This window comes from Emticicia sp. W12TSBA100-4 (assembly GCF_040253585.1).
Classification (GTDB): Bacteria; Bacteroidota; Bacteroidia; order Cytophagales; family Spirosomataceae; genus Emticicia.
Window position 1 is genome coordinate 190,422 of the sequence record NZ_JBELAU010000008.1, and the last position, 19,104, is coordinate 209,525.

At 38.8% G+C, this 19,104-nt stretch carries 11 protein-coding genes; 8 read left to right on the top strand and 3 right to left on the bottom strand.

Features of this window, described 5'->3' with window-relative positions:
* Window positions 1-411: 411 nt before the first annotated feature.
* Window positions 412-1,524 (top strand): DUF2911 domain-containing protein, encoded by a 1,113-nt coding sequence (locus ABR854_RS13210; protein WP_350265875.1) that lies wholly within the window; start codon window positions 412-414, stop codon window positions 1,522-1,524.
* Window positions 1,497-1,856, top strand: a complete 360-nt coding sequence (locus ABR854_RS13215) for a GNAT family N-acetyltransferase (RefSeq protein WP_350266024.1) — start codon at window positions 1,497-1,499, stop codon at window positions 1,854-1,856. Before ABR854_RS13210 ends, ABR854_RS13215 begins: the two co-directional genes overlap by 28 nt.
* A gap of 5 nt (window positions 1,857-1,861) precedes the next feature.
* Here the strand turns inward: ABR854_RS13215 and ABR854_RS13220 are convergent, their stop codons facing one another.
* The gene (locus tag ABR854_RS13220) at window positions 1,862-2,488 is read right to left on the bottom strand and encodes a response regulator (RefSeq protein WP_350265876.1); all 627 of its coding nucleotides are present in this window, start codon (window positions 2,486-2,488) and stop codon (window positions 1,862-1,864) included.
* Window positions 2,489-2,531: 43 nt separating this feature from the next.
* Complete coding sequence (locus ABR854_RS13225; RefSeq protein ID WP_350265877.1) at window positions 2,532-4,535, bottom strand: tetratricopeptide repeat-containing sensor histidine kinase; 2,004 nt, start codon at window positions 4,533-4,535, stop codon at window positions 2,532-2,534.
* A gap of 150 nt (window positions 4,536-4,685) precedes the next feature.
* Here ABR854_RS13225 and ABR854_RS13230 point away from each other — a divergent pair, with 150 nt between their 5' ends.
* Genes ABR854_RS13230 through ABR854_RS13250 form a run of 5 tightly spaced genes read left to right on the top strand, consistent with a single transcriptional unit; the run spans window position 4,686 to window position 13,496 of the window.
* Window positions 4,686-5,081 (top strand): LytTR family transcriptional regulator DNA-binding domain-containing protein, encoded by a 396-nt coding sequence (locus tag ABR854_RS13230; RefSeq protein WP_350265878.1) that lies wholly within the window; start codon window positions 4,686-4,688, stop codon window positions 5,079-5,081.
* On the top strand, window positions 5,078-6,511 hold the full coding sequence (locus tag ABR854_RS13235; RefSeq protein WP_350265879.1) for a hypothetical protein: 1,434 nt from the start codon (window positions 5,078-5,080) through the stop codon (window positions 6,509-6,511). Before ABR854_RS13230 ends, ABR854_RS13235 begins: the two co-directional genes overlap by 4 nt.
* A 23-nt stretch (window positions 6,512-6,534) precedes the next feature.
* Window positions 6,535-7,338 carry a hypothetical protein gene (locus ABR854_RS13240; protein WP_350265880.1) on the top strand — a complete coding sequence of 268 codons (804 nt, stop codon included), beginning with the start codon at window positions 6,535-6,537 and terminating at the stop codon, window positions 7,336-7,338.
* 54 nt (window positions 7,339-7,392) lie between these two features.
* Complete coding sequence (locus ABR854_RS13245; RefSeq protein ID WP_350265881.1) at window positions 7,393-12,021, top strand: 3-coathanger stack domain-containing protein; 4,629 nt, start codon at window positions 7,393-7,395, stop codon at window positions 12,019-12,021.
* A 20-nt stretch (window positions 12,022-12,041) separates the two neighbouring features.
* Window positions 12,042-13,496 (top strand): FG-GAP repeat protein, encoded by a 1,455-nt coding sequence (locus ABR854_RS13250; protein WP_350265882.1) that lies wholly within the window; start codon window positions 12,042-12,044, stop codon window positions 13,494-13,496.
* Between the two features lie 61 nt (window positions 13,497-13,557).
* Here ABR854_RS13250 and ABR854_RS13255 read toward each other — a convergent pair whose 3' ends face one another.
* Window positions 13,558-15,429: a M61 family metallopeptidase gene (locus ABR854_RS13255; RefSeq protein WP_350265883.1), complete on the bottom strand. Its 1,872-nt coding sequence runs from the start codon at window positions 15,427-15,429 to the stop codon at window positions 13,558-13,560.
* Window positions 15,430-15,873: 444 nt separating this feature from the next.
* Here ABR854_RS13255 and ABR854_RS13260 point away from each other — a divergent pair, with 444 nt between their 5' ends.
* Window positions 15,874-19,101 carry a SusC/RagA family TonB-linked outer membrane protein gene (locus ABR854_RS13260; RefSeq protein WP_350265884.1) on the top strand — a complete coding sequence of 1,076 codons (3,228 nt, stop codon included), beginning with the start codon at window positions 15,874-15,876 and terminating at the stop codon, window positions 19,099-19,101.
* The last annotated feature ends 3 nt before the right edge of the window (window positions 19,102-19,104 follow it).

The window sequence follows — 19,104 nt, forward strand, 5'->3', positions numbered from 1 at the left end:
AGTTTGTATTTTTTTTAGACACTCGCAAAGAATGTGTCGCTCAAAACCTTTAATGAAATGATAAAAAGGCCATCTAAGGTGTTAATTATAAGGCATTTCTATGAAAAACAACAATAGTCTTGAAACATTAATATATATAACTATTCCATGATTAAAGAATTTTATTTGGAGGAAAGATATTTATACAAAATTCTGAATTATAGTTTAAAAAGAATTCAATTGAAGATTTGGTGCATATTTACGGTAAACTATTTTCAAATTTCTTCAGACAAGTTATCAAGTTTTAGGAGGTAATTATCAATAGTTTCACAACAAATACTATTTTTACTTTTCATTTTACTTCTCTAAGCATATAAAATTCAGAGAAAATAAAATCTAAAAAGAATTTAACCATTTAATCCTTTCTCTACTATGAAAAAAGTATTCCTTTTGGCTATTCATTTTTTATGCATTCTTCAAATTGCACAAGCTCAATTAGACTTGCCCGCATCGGCCAATAATCCAAGAGCTACCGTTTCGGAAGAAGTTGGTATCACATCTATTACAATTAAATATAGCCGCCCCGATGTAAATAAGCGTGAAGGCAAGATTTTTGGCGATGGCAATCCTGTAACTTATGGTTTTTCGTCGGGTAATTTTACTACTGGCAAAAACAATTCTCCATGGCGAGCGGGAGCAAACGAGTGCACAACAATCACATTTGAACATGATGTAAAAGTGGAAGGCCAAGCAATTAAAGCAGGCACTTACGGAATTTTTATGGCGATGGGAGCTGAGAGCGTAATGGTTATCTTCTCGAAGCAAACTGAGGCTTGGGGTAGCTTTAGCTATGATGAAAAAGATGATGTTTTGAGGGTAAACGTGAAACCTGTTGCTTTGGATAAAAGTGTAGAATGGCTCAAGTATGAATTTATTGAACATAAGGAAAAGTCATGTGTGATAGCCATGCAATGGGAGAAAGTTTCGGTACCATTTAGGGTTGAAGTAGATGTTGATAATATAGTTTTAGCCAGAATCAGAGAAGAGCTGACAAGCCGCAAAGGTTTCAATCCTATACTTGTGATGTCGGCAGCTCAGTATTGCTTTAGTAAAAATATCAATTTAGATGAAGCGTTAGTTTGGAGCAAAAAAGCGGTTAATGGCACTGGCGGACAAATAACATTCGTGACTTTACGCAACCTCGCTACGGCTTACGAGAAACTAAATCGAGTCTCGGAAGCAGATTCGGTAATGAATGAAGCCTTGCAAATAGCCACGGCTAATCAATATACTACTTATGGTCGTCAGTTGATTGGGCAAAAACGTATCGACAAAGCAATGGAGGTATTTTTGGCATCGCAGAAAAGATATGGCGATGTGTTGGGCGTAAATAGCGGTTTGATGAGTGGCTATTCGGCCAAAGGCAAATTTATGGATGCTGTAAAATATGCAGAAATGGCTTTGAAACAAACCCCGAATGAGGCAGGTAAAAAAGTAATAGAGGCACAAATTGCAAAATTGAAAGAAGGGAAAGATATCAATTAAATCATTTTACTGAAGTCTCTGTTTATCAGAGACTTCAATATTATAAAACTATGGAAATCACACAAGAGAACAATCAAAAAAATGGCATCTTCAAAGCCATTGAAAATGATACAATTGCAGGCGAAATGACGTATGTTTGGGCGGGCGAAAATAAGTTTATCATTGACCACACCGAAGTATTTCCTGAATTTGAAGGCAAAGGAGTAGGCAAAAAACTTGTGATGGCAGCGGTTGACTATGCTCGTGCTAATGATTTTAAAATTCTACCACTTTGTCCGTTTGCAAAGGCTCTCTTTGAGCGAACAAAAGAGATTCAAGATGTGCGATTTTGAAACACTCAAACCAACCCCACCTCGGTAGCCTTTTTGATAAGTTGGGCTGAATTAGCAACTTCAAATTTGAAAAGTAAATTTTTGCGGTGGGTATCAATGGTATATGGACTCAAAAATAATTTCTCAGCAATCTGATTATTAGTCATACCTTGAGCAATCAGTAACAAAATTTCTTTTTCTCGACGAGTAAGGGCTGGGGCAGAATCGGGCGAAACGATGTTTTCGGCAGTATTTATTTCACTACTAAAATAAAATTTGCCATGCATCACTTCTCGAATCGCAAACAGAATTTCATCGGCATTGGCACTTTTTACTACATAACCCGAAGCACCATTTTGCATCATTTGCGAAACGTAACTTCGTTGTTTGAAAGTGCTAATGCCAATTACTTGTATATGCGGAAATTCTTTTTTTACTTTTGCACAAAACTCTATTCCGCTGACATCGGGCAGGTTTATATCAGTTAGCACTAAGTTTATTTCTGGATGTTTCTTCAATAAATCATGTGCATCAAAAGCGTTTACGGCAGTAGCAACTATCTCAATATCAGCACTTTGAGCTAATATTGATTTTAATCCTTCAAGAACCATAAAATGGTCGTCGAGAAGTAGTATTTTGGCAGTTTTATTCATAAAAAATCATGTTCTCGTTGTAGAGACGTTGCATGCAACGTCTTTACAGCGTAGGTATTTCAACAGTTATTGATGTCCCATTTTCGGGGCTGGTATCAATGTGCAAAGTTCCTTTCAAATAATCAACTCTTGACTTTACATTTTGCAAGCCTGCACCATTAGTTTTTGAAGTGTCAAATCCTTTGCCATCGTCTTCGACGGTGAGTGTGATGCCTTTTTCGTGGTGACTCATTTGTATGAAAATTGTTTTGGCGGCAGCGTGTTTGATGGCATTATTGGTGAGTTCTTGAAAGATTCGGTAAAGAACTTTCTGTACCGTTGCATCAAGCGATTTGCTTTCACCAATTGCTGTAAACTGCATTTTCAACGTATCATTTTGGTTGATACCATCGCAATAATCTTGTATTGCTTCGTGTAAGCCGAACTTTAAAAGTGCCTCGGGCATCATGTTGTGAGCTACTCGACGCATCTCGGCAATGGCACTATCGAGTTGAGTCAGGGCCTTTTCAAAAATATGTACTTCGCCTGCTTGGATAATAAAGTTTTGGTGCATAGCCGATAGGTTTAGTTTGATTCCACTGAGCATACTTCCGAGGCCATCGTGGAGGTCTTTTGCCATTCGGCTACGTTCCTCTTCTTGGCCTTTCAGAATACTGTTCATACTTATGAGTTGCTTTTCTTGTTCGAGTTCACGGATTTTTTGTTGCTGAATCTCGAAATTTTGCTGTGCCAGTAGCTTTTCTTTTTTGTAATTCTTGAAATATAAAAACGCCAACAATGAAACTGCTAAAACACTAATAATCAATCCGATAAGCATAAAATTTCGTTGACGAAGCTGCAATTCTCTTAACTGATTTTCTTGTTCGAGGCTATTGATTTTTTCTTGTTTTTGTGCCGAACGAAAACGTGCTTCGTTGAGCTGAATACGATTTTGGTTTTGTTTTTTCAAGAAAGCCTCGTTGTATTCTGCCCATTTTTTTCGGTATTCATTAGCAGATTTATAATCGCCAGTTTGTTCGTAGAAACTCGCCAAATCTTCTAAAACTAACTTCACTTTTGGCATAAAATCCTTTTCTTTTGCCAATTTCAATGCCGATTGATAGTATTTTAGCGAAGAATCAGGCTTATTGAGTTTCTGAAAAACCTCGCCGAGTGCGGTGTGTTCTTCAACAATATAATAGGGGTCAGTCCAGGCATTCGCAATGGTCAGTGCTTGCTGATGGTGGCGTAGCGACTCTACATATTTTTTTTGATGAAAGGCTAACTCGCCTTTGGCATTATAGAAATATACCTTTTCTAAATCGTAGGTTACTTTTGGTAATAATTTTTCGGTTTCGATGAGTAGCTTTTCGGCTTCTGCAATTTTGTTGATTTTGGTACAAATGGCAGCTAATCGAGAGCGATTGATGATAGTTATCCAACCAATATCTATTTTTCTTGAAATCTCATCACATTCTTTTAAATATTGGTAGGCTTGTTGCCATTGTTGGGCATCAATAAATATGAATGCCAAATTGAATAAATTGGTCGATACATTTTTATTGTCTTTAAATTCTTTTTGAATTTTTATTGATTCTTCAAAATTTTTCTGAGCCAATTCATACTCACTCATATTTACATATGTTGCTCCAAAATCTGCTAAAGTAAAGGCTTTTTGGCGTTGTCTTTCTCTATTGTCAGCTATTGAATTGAGCAAGTTAAACTGCTTTTCTATCTCGATAATTGATTGAACATTTCTGCCAGATTCAAAAAAAACATAGCCCCATATACGATGAAAGTGTAATTGTTTCCATCTTGTATTTTTGTATTCCTCACTGTTTTGTAAAAGCTTAAATTCGGCTTTACCTTGATTTGTATCTTTATTATAAATCTCCTTAGCCAGCCATAGTTTGTGCTGCCATCTTGCACTATCGCTTTTAGTCAATCGAACACTGTCTTGAAGAACTTTTATGCGGTCTTCTTGAGCAATCGCTATTCGATTGATTAGTAAAACGTATAGTAAAAGACATTTGATAGATTTATACATGCTTGGCTGATGGTGCTTCATGATGGTTGCGGAATAAAACTAAATCAAGATTGAGGAAATTCCAAAGAACAACCTAAAAATACCAGTTTTCGGGGATATTGAAAATACAAATTTCGGGGGATTGTATAGCTTTTATTTCAAAAGTAAATTTGTCATAACAATAAATATAGCATGAAACCAAAAAGAAAAAGAGTTGAAAAAGCATTAACCAGTCTGATTAATCAGCCAATGGAGATACATCTTGGTAGTAGAATAAATGTTTTCACAAACGAAATTGTAGCTATTGAGGCATCTACAAGTTATTCTAAAATTTTTATGAATAGCGGAAAACAAATCTTTGTAAGCACCAATATTCAAACATTAGAAGGGCGGTTGATGGCGGTCGAAAGCCTAATTCGTATTCATCGTTCATATATCATCAATACGCAATATATACTGAAATATACCCAAAATAAAATCCAATTATCAAATGGTTTAGAGTGTCAAGTTGCTCGCAGAAGACGCAATAAATTAGTAGATTTACCTAAGTTTACTATCAATACATCTAAATTTAATGTAATCTTATGAAAAATTATGTACTACTTTTCATAATCATTGTTTTCACAAAAACAGTTTTTGCTCAAAGCTATACCATTACACCTAATAGTGCAAAACTCGACAACTCTGATTCGGGATTCCCATTCAGAATCGGAATGAAAACAGGTCGTAATGGTTATTTTGATTTTTTTCGAGGCGGTTTAGTATCGGCTGGTATTGCACTAACCAATTCACCCAAACAACTACTTTTTGGTATTGGAAATTTGGGGAATGCCGCTAATTCGGTCATAACGATTGATTCAGCCACAAGATTCGTAGGTATTCGAACCAATGCCCCTTTGGCACAATTTCATATTCAAGATGGAGGCAATAGTACCGTCTTACCTTTTACAACCCGCATGATAATACGCTCAGATACGGATGCTGATATTAGCCTTGTTGGTGGTGCAAATAGCAAAGGGGCTATTTACTTTCAAGGGAATGGTTCGAGCTTTACGAGCATTACGGGCGATTACAATAATCTGAGTTTGAATTCAAATGTAGGAACAGGTATTACGGTTAATTCGGCAACCCCAAAAACATTTGTAACGGGCAAATTTGAAGTAAAAAGCTCTGGCACTTCAGGCGTAACACCCTTTTCTAATCCGTTAGTATTTATACAAAACACCAACCATAATTACCTCCACATGGCTGCTTCAGATGGTTTTGATAATGCCATTTTTTTCAGTAACCCGAACCATAATCCGAATTTTGGAGGTGGTATCACTTATAAATCTGACGACCGTATGATATTCCAAACCGATGGGACCAACCGTATGCTCATCGGAGCAACTGGGCGTATAGGCATCAATACGATTACGCCAGCAGCTCGGTTGCATATTTTTAATGGCAATTCGGGCGTTGGTGGCACACCTGCCGATGAGCTTATCATAGAAAACAGTGCCAATAATTATATTCAGATGATGAATCCACAAACCAACGAGGCTGGTTTACTCTTTGGATTGCCTTCGAGTTTGGTTAGTGGCGGAATCATTTATAATAATGCGTCTTCGGGAGCATTAGATTTTAGAACAAATAATAATCAGACTCAGGTCAGGATAAATAATTCGGGGAATGTAGGTATCGGCACAACCACGCCAACAGCTAAATTAGATGTAAATGGTACTGCAAAAATAGGCACAAACGGCACCGTAATTAAGGAAATCATTAGGCATACCCACTCTGGAGTTAGCTTTTCGCTGTCCGCTAATTCGAGTATTGAGGTAAATTTTAATATATCTGTGCCAAATGCACAGCCAGGTTCGGCTATTGCTGTTACTACCTCAAAACGCCTACCTGTTGGGGTGATTCAAAATGTGTCTTGCGAGGTAGCTGGAGAAGTAAAAGTCGGTTTTTATAATACCACTTCTTCTGCCGTCAGTCTTAGCAATTTTGATATTAACATCGCCGTAATTCGATAATTTGTTTAATTCTTAAAATTTTCATGAAAAAACTTATTCAATTTCTATCATTAGTATCAAACATTGCATTCACACAAGGCAGTATCACACTAACTCCAGAAAACACAACTATCGAAGCAAAAACCAATCAGCCTTTGAGTTTCAAGACCAATGGGCTGGAAAGGTTAAAGATAAGTAGTGCAGGAAATATTGGAATTGGACAAACTAACCCTATACACAAATTAGATATATTAAATAATGGTGAAGTGGGAATTCGGGTAAAATCAAGTTCAACTTTTACAACCATTGATATTGATGCTTTTAATGGCGATGCAGCATTAAGATTTGCCAAAAGCGGTATAATTAAATGGAATGTAAGGAATGAACCATTAGGCGATGACTTCCAAATTTTTGAATTTGGAGGAGGTGGTTCTCGATTTCAAATTGAAAAAGGAACAGGTAATATAGGTATTGGCACAACCACTCCTACAGCCAAATTAGATTTAAATGGCGATGTAGTAATTCGCAAAAAAACACTTCTACCCACTACTACTCAGACTGTCAATAATTTAGATAGAAATGGAGCTTCTGTTATTTGTACAGGTGCTGCTGCTTCATCCCAAACCATTACCCTTACGGGCATAGCAGGTGGAGTTGATGGCATGATGCTCTGGATTTATCCGACAAATAACTTTACGATTAGATTAGAAAATGAAGACGCTGGTTCAATCACTATAAATCGTATTATAACAACCACAGGTTCGGCTAATATTTTATCGGTAAGAGGGGGAGCAACCCTTATTTATGATGGAACTGAAAGCCGTTGGCATGTGATAGACGCAAATTGATTATCAGTGAGTTAGAGAATTATCATTCCGATTTAACCTCAATAATTATATGCCATGAAAACTTTACTTTTGCTTCTGATTTCGCTTGGTTTATTTGCCCAAGCACCCACCAATGATGATTGCGAAAATGCAATTGTGCTTACATCCGCTACTGCGTGTAGCTCTACCAGTGGCACAAACGTAGGCGTAATAAGTACTGATTATGACAACTGTGCCGAATTTAATAAACGCAATGTTTGGTATAGGTTTACGGCTACATCTCCCAATCAAATCATTCAGGTTACTCGTGGAAGTATTCAGAATTTTTCGGTTGATGTTTGGTCAAATTGTAGTGGAACAGCTGTAAGTGCCTGTGGAATAGGCACAAACGATGTTGTAATTACCAAAACTTTGGCAGGATTGACTGTTGGAAACGAATATTTTATTACCGTTTCTACTCGTGAAGAATTTGAGGAAGGTACATTCGATATTTGCTTGATTACCCCCACTCCACCAGTCAATGATGAATGTTTGGGTGCAGTTTCGCTTACGGTTCATACTTCAAATGCTCCAATCAATCGCACCAACGGAACTACCAAGTTTGCCAGCCAATCGTTGACAGGTTGTAGCGGAACGGCCGACGATGACGTTTGGTATTCGTTTACGGCTACACAGGCTTCGCATCGGTTGTTTTTGAAATCGTTGATATTTAATGGCTCACTCGAAGCTCAACTTTTTTCAGGAACGTGCGGGGCATTGGTAGCCAAACAATGTATTTCATCGGGTTTTACTTCATTAGATAATTCTTCGGCACTTTTTACGAGTTTAACTATTGGAGAAACCTATTTTTTTAGAGTTTACAGTTCGGAAGGGACAAATTCTGGTGGAACATTTTCGGTAGCAATCACTTCAAATGCTACCAACGATAATTGTTTGCAAGCTACCAGCCTTACGCCAACGGTTGGAGAAAATTTTTCGGGAGCAATGTTAGGAAGTAGCTTTGAGGCTACTCAATCTTCGCTCGACTGTAATAATTCGACCACTACTGACGACGATGTTTGGTATAGTTTTGTAGCCACCCAAGCCGTGCATAAAATCAAGGTAAAAGGCTGGCAGTCGAACCTTGGTAGAATCCAAGCCTTTAGTGGTTCGTGTGCTTCGTTGGTTTCATTGGGTTGTAATACTACCACTTTTTCGGGCGATACAGCCATCAATGTTTTGACTGGACTAACGGCTGGACAAACGTATTTTTTCAGAGCATACAGTGCCGCCACAGGTTCGGGGCAATCGGTGTTTTCGGTGGCGGTTACAACACCTGCATTTTCGGTGTATGATGAATGTTCAACGGCATTCACAATTCCAGTTTCAGCCAATTCAAGTTGTACAAATACAATTGTAACGATGTCAAATGCCTTTCCTTCAAGCATTTCTGGCACTTGTAATGATGTCTCGAAAGATATTTACTTAAAATTTGTAGCGACCAGCACACAGCACCAAATCAAGATTATAAATATCGAAAACAATGGCTTTATAACCTCGTTTCATGCAGGGACCTGCGGAAGTTTACAGCATTTACGTTGTGGTTCAAGTCTCGATTCTCTTTTCAATTTAGGCGGACTAACGATTGGACAAACCTATTTTATCAGAATTATTACAACCAATAATGCTTTCAATAGTTATCGGGTTTGTATCACTACCCCAACTTTTCAGAGCAATGATGAATGTAGCGGAGCGGTAACCATTACGGCATCGGGAAGTGCTTTAGAGTGTAATACTTTTTCGGGTAATCTACAAAATACTTCTCAATCATCTATCAAAGAATGTAACGCAGGAACGGGCAATAACACCACTTTGATAAGAGATATTTGGTATAAATTCACGGCTACGGCTACTCAGCAAAGGATTCGTTTTAGTAAAATTTCGGGAGGGAATTTTAAGTTTGAACTTTACGCTGGTTCGTGTGGAACACTCACGTACGTAGATTGCTCAGGCGATATCAGCACATTCGAGGAAAAAGTTTTTGCAGGATTAAGCGTTGGTAATCAATATTTTATCAGAGTTTATTCTTCCTCATCAACTGTTACTTATTTTGAAGGTTGTCTGAAAACTTTCACGCCACCAGCCAACGATATTTGTACAAATGCTACTACGCTTACGCACCACGCCACTTGGCAAACCTCTAATTATGTAACGGGCAGCACCTTAGATGCCAATGCTACCACAGGCACTAATACGTGCGGCCAAGCCAACACCTTTGATGTTTGGTATAAATTTACAGCTGCCAGCACTTCAGCATTGGTAGCCATTGCTCGATTTACGAATGATATAGAGATGACAACGCCTGTGGTGGCGGTTTATTCGGGCGATTGTAATAGCATTTCGCAGCTTTCGTGCCTAACAACCTCAATGGTTTCGACAACAGAAAACTTCCTGAAAGTTAATTCTTTAACTATCGGACAAACTTATTTTATTAGAGTTTATGCCTCAACTGCCACCACCGCCACACAGGGGAGTTTCAGAATACAAGTAAACCAAGAAACCACAGCCCCAACCAATAATGAATGTGCTACGCCAACGACACTCACGATTCAAACAAGTACACCAACGGCAACTTTTACGGCTGGCATCACTACCAATGCAACGGCCAGTTCACAAACTTTGGGCTGCACAGGCTTAGGTGCTAACGATGACGACGTTTGGTATAGCTTCACGGCCACCAAAAGTCGAGTAAGGCTCAGGATTTCGGCAACTTTTGTACAACCAAGTTTTGTAGTTTATAGCGGTACTTGCACAGCTCTAACGGCCGTCATGTGTAGTGCGGCCGTTAGTGGAGAATTTACCCAAGACCGAATCGTTTCGGGACTTACGGCTGGTCAAACTTATCTGATTCGGGTGTTTAGTTCTACGAGTTCGGCCACTGTTCGAGGACGTTTTTCTATCTCTTTGACCGATGATGTTGATGCTCCTACCAATGATTTATGTGCCAATGCTACAGTTTTGAGTGTTTCGAGCAATAATGTGCCTAATTTTACAAATGGTAGCAATATAATGGCTGGAAATGAACAAACCACTTGCAATTTTGGCGGTGATGTTTGGTATAAATTTACGGCAACTGCCACCACGCACCGTATTTTATATGAGGGTTATCTTACAGGTGCAATTTTGAGTGTTTATTCAGGAACTTGTGGAGCTTTGACCATAAAAGGCACTTGTATAGGAATTGCTAATGGTGGTGGCGGATTTAACGCAACTGGATTGACAGTTGGTACGGAATATTTTATTTTAGTGGGTTCTTCGGCAACAGTTTTGCACCATCAAGGCAAATTTAAAATTGCCGTTACTACTCCATCTGTTCCAGTTAATGACCTTTGTTCGGGAGCAATTCCATTAGTCAATGGCAGTTTTCATTCGACTGCAAATGCTACTGGCGATACGCCAGACTGCTTCTACAAAGCTAAACAAGATGTGTGGTTTTCGATGGTAGCTACGCACACCCGAATGAATGTTATCGTAGAAAACTTATCTACCAATAGTGCCGTAACGGTGTATAGTGGAACTTGCGGAACATTAAGCCAAATCGGCTGTTCATACTCCATTTCTCAATTTGGGCTGAATAATAACTCGGTGCCGTTAATCAATCTTACGGTCGGACAAACGTATTTTGTTCGGGTCATTTCTACGGGCGAAACTACCGTAGGTTTTAGCACCGTCGAAATTCCATTGGAATTTAAAATTCACGCCCTCAACAGCACCGAAACCAATGATAACCCGCTTTATGCCAGCACTTGCATCGGTACAAATCTAATTCCAAATCCAGGTTTTGAATATTATGAAACTTGTCCAACCAACTTTACGCCTACTCCTGCTACGCAAGGACAATGGCTTTCTCCCAACAATTTCTGGAAAATACCAACCAAAGGTTCGGCCGATTACTTCAATGATTGTGGCGAATATAGTAGCAATATCGAAACCCCATTTAATATCCGTTTTGGTGTGCAATCGCCACGCAATGGCGGTGCTTATGCCGGATTTTTCACGGCTATTAATAATTATAGAGAATACATCGGAACAGCATTTACAAGCCCGATGCAAGTGGGTAAAAGATATGTGCTGAGTATGTGGGTTTCGAGGGCCGATTATATGCAATATGCTACCAATAACATAGGTTTTGGATTGAATATCGGCGAAAAAATCGTGAGTACGTTTGATACTTTGGCAGTTCAGCGAATCGTATATCCGACCAATAATGTAGTAATTAGCGATACCGAAAATTGGGTAAATATTTCGGCAGAAGTAACGGCTGACCAAGCTTACACCCATATTTATCTCGGAAATTTCAGGCGAGATGCCCAAACTACGATTTCGTTTACTTCTCAAGCTATCAAAACCTTTGGTAATTCTGAACACGCCAATGCTTATTATTATGTAGATGATGTTTTTGTGGGCGAAATAACTAACACGATTGCCTGCGGAGCGAATAATTGTAATAGTACGATTGTGTTAGTGAGTCCACAAGATAATATCAATGGTGGCACTTCTACTCAAAATACCAACGAAACCATTAAAGCCAATATCGTGATTCAGGGCAGTGCCAACGTAACTTTTAAAGCAGGAAAACACATTTTGCTCAACGCCACTAATGGCGTTTTTGAAGTAAAAGCAGGAAATGTTTTTAAGGCCGAAATTGGTGGGTGTAGTAATTAATCTCTTTATTCAATACAAATATGCGTAAATCACTTTTTATTTTATTAGTTTCATTGATATCTGTAAATTCATATACTCAAAGCATCACGATTAGCCCTGGAACTAATGAAAACCCTGCTATGATAAACACAAGTAATGACTATCAGCGTGGATATAAAATCCCGACGATGACTTCGGTTGAAAGGTTGAATTTAGTAAATGCTGTTGATGGACTTATGGTTTTTGACCAAGACCGCAAAAATTTATGTACTTATTATACTTCTACTTGGTATTGTGCATCAAATGATGTGATTACCGACCGAAAACCACAAACTGTGTTTGCATCGGATAGTACCGCCGACGATGGTTTTGGCAGAGCCGTAAGCCTTGATACACCAAATAATCGGGCAGCTGTTGGGGCTTTAAATGCCGAAAACGGCAGCAACACCAATCAAGGTGCGGTGTATCTTTATTCATACAGTACTTCATCAAAAACATGGTCGCAGACGCAGAAATTAGTAGCTGCCGACGGACAAGCCAATGATAATTTTGGTAAAAGTGTGATTCTGAAAGGTGACTATTTGATTGTTGGGGCTACGGGTTGTAACTCAAACACAGGTGCGGTTTATGTTTTTAAAAGAGTTTCGGGTGTTTGGACTCAAGAAGCAAAAATAATTCCATCGGATGCCTCCACAGGCGATTTGTTTGGAAGTTCGATTGATTTTCTGTTGAATACAGCCGTTACGCCTAATGTTCCGATGGTTATTGCGTCTTCTCCTGGCGATGACCTTGTTTCGCCGAGCGTAGCGGGTATTGGTTCTTTTTATGTCTATACCTATAATTCTACTACGTTTTGGACACTTTTTCAGAAAATAATGGAAAGTAGCGGGCAAAGTAACGAAGGCTCAAGTATGGTTGTTAGATTTAAAGATGCCTCTACAATTCTTTCAGGCAAGAGAAATTTTGATATTTCGCCTAATATTAATAATGGTAAAATACAGATGTATAGAAATACAAGTTCGAGTTTTGCATTGGTACAAACAATAAATGGCGGTGATTTAGCTTATTTAGGTCAAAATATTGAAATCAGTGGAAATTTAGTGCTTGTTGGTGGGCAAAACAATAACCCTGGATTATATGTATATAACACCACAACCAATCTATTGAGTACTTCGGTTAATCCAATCGTAACGGCACGCTATGACATTTATTTTGGAGTTTCCGTAGCAATTGATGACGACAAAATTTTAGTACTTGATACCTATGAAAAATTTGGTGAATTTTTTAAGGTTACAACTTCTGGCACAAACAGCACCGATGTATCTTTCCAAACGATAGGTTTACCTAATTTTCGTACCCATTTGTATGGAAATGCCCGTATTTCCACTATAAATAATGGTTTATATTTGATTGGAGAAGCCGACGACCTTTGTTTTACAAGCTCATGCAAAAGAGCTGGCAGGGTGATTTTTGGAGAATATAACCATAGTTTTTAATAAAAAAGTCCATCTCTGAAATACAGAGATGGACTTTTTGCTGTATTTTTTTGTAGAAAAATCAAGGTTTCAACCAAGCATTTCTCAACTTCAATTGTTCAGCCGTTGGATTTTCGGTCAATCGCAAAACATTTTTTTGTTTGGTTTCTACCAAAATTGCTGGAGCAGAAAGTTTTATGATTTCTTCTTTGCCTTCGGCATTTTTGCGAGCTACCTCAACGGTTACGGTATCACCTTCTTTAGTTTTAGTACCAAATTCACTCATAATTGACTGAATCTTCATCATTTCCATAGCTTCGCCATTGACCGAAACCAATTCATCGTTGGCTTTATAGCCCATTTGTTTGCCAAAATCATTTACTTTATCAATACTCGAAACTTTCAAACGATTCGTAGCTTGATTAAAGCCAATCGATATTCCCCCCAAACTTGCTTGTTTTACCGTTGCCTCTGGCAAATAATCTATGCCTACGCTTTGTAAGATTTCAGCCAACGGAAGTGGGTCTTTTCCTTCTACATAAGTAGCAAAAAACTGACGAATTTCTGGGTAAGTCAAAGCCGTAATTTTATCAAATAATTCATCGTCTTTGAAAGACTGCTCTTTGCCATAAGTCTTCGATAAATCTTGCATAAGATTTTGTGTACCATATTTTCCACCCGAAAGCTGGCGAAGTTTAATATCCAAGCACACTCCAATCAATGCACCTTTGTTATACACATTCATGTATTGATTTTTATATTTATCCAATACATTAGCACTCATTTCAGTAAACGGCAAATTATCTTTCATGCTTTTCATGGTCGAGATTTTCTGACGAAGCATATCCAAATATTTTGGCAACGTGATGAGGTTATATTTTGCCTGCATGTGTCCAGCTGCATATTCTGTTAGACCTTCGTACATCCAAAGGTGTTTCGACATTTTCGGGTCGTTATAATCGAAATTACCGATTTCTTCTGAGTGAATATTAAGCGGTGTTACGATATGAAAAAACTCGTGCGAAGCCACATCTTTTACCGTCTGCGAAAGTGCCTCCGAAGTAGCTTCTGGCAAATAGTAGAATGATGAATAAGAATGCTCCAAAGCTCCATAACTTGTTAAGTTCGGGTTATCGGATAACACAATCAAAAACGCATATTTTTTGATTGGAAGTTTTCCACCCAAATACTCTTTTTGTGCTTCAAGCAATGTGTTTACGTTGGCAGCAATTTCTTTAGAAGTAGCTTTTTTATTTGGTGAAAATACCGAAACCAAAATATCAGCACCACCGATTTTCAGCACCGTTGTGTCGGGTTGTGTGTAAAGAATCGGAGCATCAACCAAATCCATGTAGTTATTCATCTCAAACACATCAGTGGTAGCTGTGCTACTTTTTGCCACCATCGAAGTTGCTCCATAAAAACCGCTTGGTTTCGTGAAAGTCACCTGATACGGCACTTGTTTCATGCCATCGAAATAGCCAAAGAAACAATGCGTATTGATAGAAAACTCCTTACCAGCTACAATATCCGAACCTGTTGGCTCGAAAATCTTCGTGCCTTTTATCTCAGGCGAATCCCACGTATCATCTATTTTGTAGCTGATTTTATGGAGTTTCTTAGCATCTTTAATCGTGTAGCTATTTACATCTAATTTGTTGGTAATAAGGTGATTACCTTTCGAGTCGAAGGCTTTAAAATCAGATAAATAACGGCCATAATCATCGGTCGAATAAGTACCAGGAACCGTCTTTGGCAAACGGAAAGTTATTTCATCAGTCGTGATTTTTGGACTAATCAATGTTACTTCCAGTTTATCGTTTTCTACTTTGGTCAAATCAACTGAATATTGGTACGTAGAACCATTAGAAGATTGTGAGGAGTTGACGACAGCATTTTTGGTACAGCTCGCCATGAGCAAACCAAAGGTCAGAACCATCAGAGCTTTTTGCATAGGTTATCTATTTTAGATTTTTTGAAAATTTTACAAAATTAACCAAATTCTTTTCTGAAAACCATAGAATTTCATGAGCAAGCCAAATAGCGGATAAAGGGTCGAAAACAGCTATAAACTGCCATTTAAGTATTTTTTTATGAGTATTTCGCCGTTTTTCTTCATGAAAAATACTCATTTACAAATTCATCCCACTACGAAACAGTAAAAATACTTACAAGTTTTTTCAATTAATTTTCCATTAAAAAATCTCGCCCAAAACCTTAAAACAGTACTTTCTTTGGCTACTCAGATTAAAGACAAATAATTTGTTTGTTGGTAATATAATTTTACAAATAATAAGTTTGAATTATTAAATAATTTTAAAATATTATTTGCATTCCCGTGGCTTCAGTATTAGATTTTGTTAGTTGATTTTTCAATTAAACAAACTAAATAAGCCCTATGAAGTCATTTTTACTCATTTTTCTGTTAGGTTGCTCGGTGCTGACTACCTACGGACAAACCCGAAAAATTACGGGAAAAGTCACCGATGCTGACAACAATTCTGCTCTACCTGGCGTAAACATTTTGCTAAAAGGCACAAAAGTTGGTGTTAACACAGATACAGATGGCAATTTCTCAATGAATGTTCCTACTACTGGCGGAACATTGGTGGTTTCGTTTATTGGTATGACTACACAAGAAATTACGATTGGAAATCAAAGTACTATTGATGTAAAACTTAAAAGTGAAACCCAACTTTTGATGGAGGTTTCAGTAACTGCTCTTGGTTTTGAACAAAACAAAGATGTACAGGGAGCAACTTCCTCAAAAGTATCGGGCGTGGCTTTGGCCCGAACTGGCGAAACGGGCGTAATTAATGGGCTTGCTGGCAGAGCATCGGGCTTGCAAGTTTCTCGTTCGTCGGGCGACCCTGGTGCTGGTTCGTACATCCAAATACGTGGTCAAAGTACCATCACGGGCGATAATCAACCGCTCATTATTATAGATGGCGTTCCGATGAGCAATAGTAGCATCGGAGAGTCGGCAGGTGGTGTGCGTCAGCAATCTCGCCTCAATGACCTTAATCCAAATGACATTGCCGATGTACAAGTGCTTAAAGGTGCGGCAGCAGCTTCGTTGTGGGGGTCGAGAGCGGCCAACGGTGTAATGGTGATTACGACAAAAAAAGGCCGTAATAGCTCGAAACCAGATATTTCATTTAGCTCGTCGGTTTCGTTCGATAAAGTAAATGTTCTTCATCCACTTCAAACTAAATACGGTCAAGGCATCAACGGCGTTTTTAGTCCGACTTCTTCTACGTCATGGGGCGATAAAATAGAAACTCGCTCAGGTGCTGCCGACGAATTTAATACGACTGGACAATTTTTTCAAGCCGAAGATGGCACTAAATATTACCCAATTGCCAAGAAAAACTCTAAAGAAATCTTCAACGATGCAAGAGTTGACCAAGTATTTAGAACGGGCTTTTTTGCCGATAATAATTTGAGTATCAGCGGTGGTAATGAACAAAGCACTTATTACATGAGTCTCGGAGATTTGAATCAAAAAGGTATCATCCGTGGGCAAAGCGATTACCACAGAAGTACATTTAGACTCAATGCTGACCGCAAGTTTGGCAATATGCTTTCGGTTTCGACCAAAACTTCTTACGTAAAGTCAACCTCGAATCGTATTCAAACTGGCTCGAATGTGAATGGTTTATACTTGGGTATGGTACGAACTCCACCCGATTTTGACGACAGCGATTATAAAGGATTTTATTATTCATCACCTACGGCTGCACCAATTCCACGTCAGCGTTCGTATCGTCGTTATTTGGGTAACGATAATCCTATTTACGATTCGCCTCTTTGGGTAATCAATGAATTGGAAAATCCGACAATAGTTAACCGTTTCATTACAGCTTCCGAAATCAACTTCAAACCAACCAAATGGATTGAATTAAAAGCACGAGGCGGTGTAGATTCTTATACCGATGAACGTAAATCTTATTTCCCAGTTGGTTCGGCAGGTGGAGCATACACGGGTAGCTATCAAGAAGAAGAACTCAAAGAAACGGAACTAAATTTCGATTTAATTGCTCGTGTGGTAAAAGATATTACGCCTAAAATTGCAGGAACCTACATTGTTGGTTGGAACGTAAATAACCGTGATTACTTAAATTTAGGGTATTCGATGGTAAATTTCTTGATACCCAATGGCCCGAAAGATGCCAGCAATGCAACGGCCGTAAACCGCACACCTTTCGATACCGAGCAGCGTATCCGAACAGCTCGTCTTTATGCTACAACGAACTTTGGTTTCTACGACCAAATGTTTCTTAATTTAGGTATTGCTGCCGAATCTGGCTCTCCGTTTGGCGAAAAAACTGACCGTACTTTCTACTATCCTTCGGCCGATTTAGCTTGGCAATTCACCAAATTAGAGGCATTAAAAGGCTTAAAATGGCTAAGTTTTGGTAAACTTCGTGGAGGTTACGGCATTGTGGGGGTTCAGCCACAACCTTACCGTACCTCAACTGACTTCGTTACTGCCGAATTCACGGGTGGTTGGGGCGGTACTGCCAGTGGTGTAGCTTACGGAAACGGTGCGTTCGTACAATCTTCTCAGCAAGGAGATGCTCTTTTACGTCCCGAACGCAAGACCGAATGGGAAATCGGAACAGATTTACGCTTTTTCTCAAACAAACTTTCGGTAAATTATACTTACTACCAAAATACAATCAAAGATTTATTGCTTGAAGTGGCCGCTTCGCCATCGACAGGTTTTACGAGCCGCTATACCAACGCAGGTACGATGTCGAACAAAGGTTGGGAATCGGAAATTACGGCCGATGTTTTCCAAAACAATGACCTAAATATTCAATTGATTGGAAATATTAGTCAGAACAAAAACCGTGTAGAAGACTTAGCAGGAACTGACCAAATCGTGTTGGGTGGTTTTAGCACACTCACAAGTTCGGTGGCCAAAGTAGGCTATTCATTATCAGCACTTTATGGCGGAACTTACCTTCGCAAAGCCGATGGAAGTTTAGACCTTAACGCCAATGGTTTTCCGCAATTGGCTCCAACTTATGGCGTAATTGGCGACCCAAATCCGAAATATCGTGCGGGTTTTGGCACAAATATCAATTATAAAAATTTCTCACTAAATGTTTTGTTTGAAACCTTCCAAGGCTCGCAGTTTGCTCCAAATACACAATCGGTTATGTATAATTTTGGAACACACGCCGATGTGGGCAATGAAGTAACGATTCCTGCGGGTGGTTTGAAAAACTATGATGGCAAAACCATAGAAAGCGGACAAACCGTGCGTGGAAATATTAGAGATTTCGGTGCTGGGCCAGTATTGCTCGACCAAGCGTGGTACACTACTCTGGGGCAAGGTTTCAGTGCTTTGCAAGAACAATTTATTGTGGATGGAAGCTGGACTCGTCTGCGTGAAGCTACCCTTTCTTATAATTGGAAAAGCAGTTGGTTGAAAGAAAAATTAAAGTTAGGAAACATAAGTTTATCGGCAACAGGCCGTAATTTATTCTTGTGGACAAAAGTGGTGGGTATTGACCCCGAAACTTCGCTCAATGGGACAGGAAATGGCCGTGGGCAAGATTACTTCAATAATCCAGGTTCTAAATCGGTGGTTTTCTCAGTAAGAATCAATTATTGATAG